The organism is Pseudomonas saliphila (assembly GCF_008638345.1).
In the GTDB taxonomy this organism is placed as follows: Bacteria; Pseudomonadota; Gammaproteobacteria; order Pseudomonadales; family Pseudomonadaceae; genus Halopseudomonas; species Halopseudomonas saliphila.
This window is the reverse complement of sequence record NZ_VTVA01000042.1, coordinates 1-2,106: the sequence shown is the minus strand read 5'-3', so window position 1 is coordinate 2,106 and position 2,106 is coordinate 1. Positions and strand designations below refer to the sequence as shown.

General features: G+C 23.7%; 1 protein-coding gene, 1 rRNA gene and 1 pseudogene. 1 reads left to right on the top strand and 2 read right to left on the bottom strand.

Going from position 1 to position 2,106, the window contains the following annotated elements:
- Positions 1 to 293: 293 nt before the first annotated feature.
- Positions 294 to 596 (top strand): hypothetical protein, encoded by a 303-nt coding sequence (locus tag FHK95_RS20575; protein WP_235906850.1) that lies wholly within the window; start codon positions 294 to 296, stop codon positions 594 to 596.
- On the opposite strand, the pseudogene FHK95_RS20545 reads toward FHK95_RS20575, so the two are convergent.
- A pseudogene (locus FHK95_RS20545) lies at positions 581 to 1,114 on the bottom strand (NADH-quinone oxidoreductase subunit H). The gene FHK95_RS20575 and the pseudogene FHK95_RS20545 overlap by 16 nt on opposite strands.
- 280 nt (positions 1,115 to 1,394) lie before the next feature.
- Positions 1,395 to 2,106: ribosomal RNA gene (locus FHK95_RS20170) — 23S ribosomal RNA — on the bottom strand; the annotation flags it as partial.

Genomic DNA, 2,106 nt, shown 5'->3' with positions numbered 1-2,106 from the left:
TTAACTATTATTTATTTTTCTTATTTTATTTTTAACCCTTTAATTATTTTTTTTTGAGATAAAATATTAAAATGACTATTTAGTTTATAAAAATAAATGTTTTGAAAACATTAGAAAAGAATATAATTCTTAATAGTTGATTAATCTACTATTTTAGTTAATATTATAAACTAATAATTTATAATAAATAAAAAACTTTTAAACCCACAAAAAAAATTAAATAATTAATAGAAACAGGCAAAAATCTTTTTCAAGCCAAATATATTAATTTATCATATCGTAATCGAGGTAATGTGCCCCGAACTCACACAAAAATAAAAGAGATAACTACTCCTTTAATAAAAAAAAAAATTGAACAAACTCTCCTACCTAAAAAAATAATAACAAAAAGAATTCTTATAAATAAAATTCTTGCATATTCAGCCATAAAAATTAAAGCAAATCCTCCTCTTCTATACTCAGTATTAAACCCAGATACAAGTTCAGATTCTCCTTCAGCAAAATCAAAAGGAGTCCGATTAGTTTCAGCCAAACACCTTCTAAATCAAATTAATCTTAAAGGAAAAGCCAAAAAAATAAATCATACATTAGATTGATATTCAATAAATAAATTTAAATTAAACCCGGCTACTAAAATAACATACGATAGAAGAATCAAAGCTAGCCTTACTTCATAAGAAATAGTCTGAGCTACAGCTCGTAGTCTCCCTAATAAAGAATATTTACAATTAGAAGACCACCCTGCAATTATTACCCTATATACTCCAAATCTTAAACAACAAAAAAAAAACAACACTCTTATATCAAATTTTCTTACTAACCCAATATCATAAGGTAAAACAACTCATACTAACAAAGATAAAAATAATCTAAATACAGGAGAAAAATAATAAGGTAAAAAATTAGATACAGTAAGAGTTATTTGTTCTTTAGTAAATAATTTTACTGCGTCAGAAAAAGGCTGTAAAATACCTATGTAACCAATTTTATTAGGACCAAATCGAATTTGAATAAACCCAAGAATTTTTCGTTCTAATAAAGTTACAAAAGCTACCCTTACTAAAACACAAACAATTAAAATTAAATAATTTACAAATATTATACTCCTAAACATTAAGTATTAACCAACTACTTTATTATTTTACAGTTGTTTTTATTAAGTTAAAAACTTAAAATATTTTAATTTATTAAAATAATATTTAATTACTAAATTATTAGCTATAATATTATTACTATTTATAGAATTCCTTTCTATCTTAATCAAGTCCTAAACCTGGTACATATTATCTGCCAAAATAGTAACTTTAACTAAATTATTAACTCTAAAAGTTATTATTTTAAACTTATTTAAATATAAATTCAGCTATAGAAATTTTCTAATTATTCAATCCTTTCGTACTAAAATAATTTTTTTAAATTAAGAGATAGAAACCAACCTGGCTTACGCCGGTCTGAACTCAAATCATGTAAAGATTTAAAGGTCGAACAGACCTTCTTTTTATAACGGCTACACTATAAAGATTCTTTAATTCAACATCGAGGTCACAAACTTCTTTTTCAATAAGAACTCTCAAAAGAAATAATGCTGTTATCCCTAAAGTAACTTAGTCTTTTAATCTTTAAATAAGGATCATTTATTTTACTCATAAACTTATGTATTATATCTTGACAGTTAAATAATATATTTATATCTATGTCGCCCCAACAAAATAAAGTAATTTTACTTTATTTTTATAAATTATTTCAAAAAAATATTATTTCATTATAAAGCTTTATAGGGTCTTATCGTCCCCTTAAAAAATTTAAGCCTTTTCACTTAAAAGTTAAATTCAATATAAAATAAAGAGACAGAACTTCTTTTGTTTAACCATTCATACGAGTTCCCAATTAAAAAACTAATGATTATGCTACCTTTGCACGGTCAATATACCGCGGCTCTTTAAGTTTACTACTACTCAGTGAGCAGGCCAGACCATAAATATCTTTCATATGGACATGTTTTTGATAAACAGGCAAAGAATTATTTTGCTGAATTCCTTTTTATTATCTTTTTCTTATAAAAATTATTTTTATATTTTATTATTAAATTTTTTACAAAATTTTTAG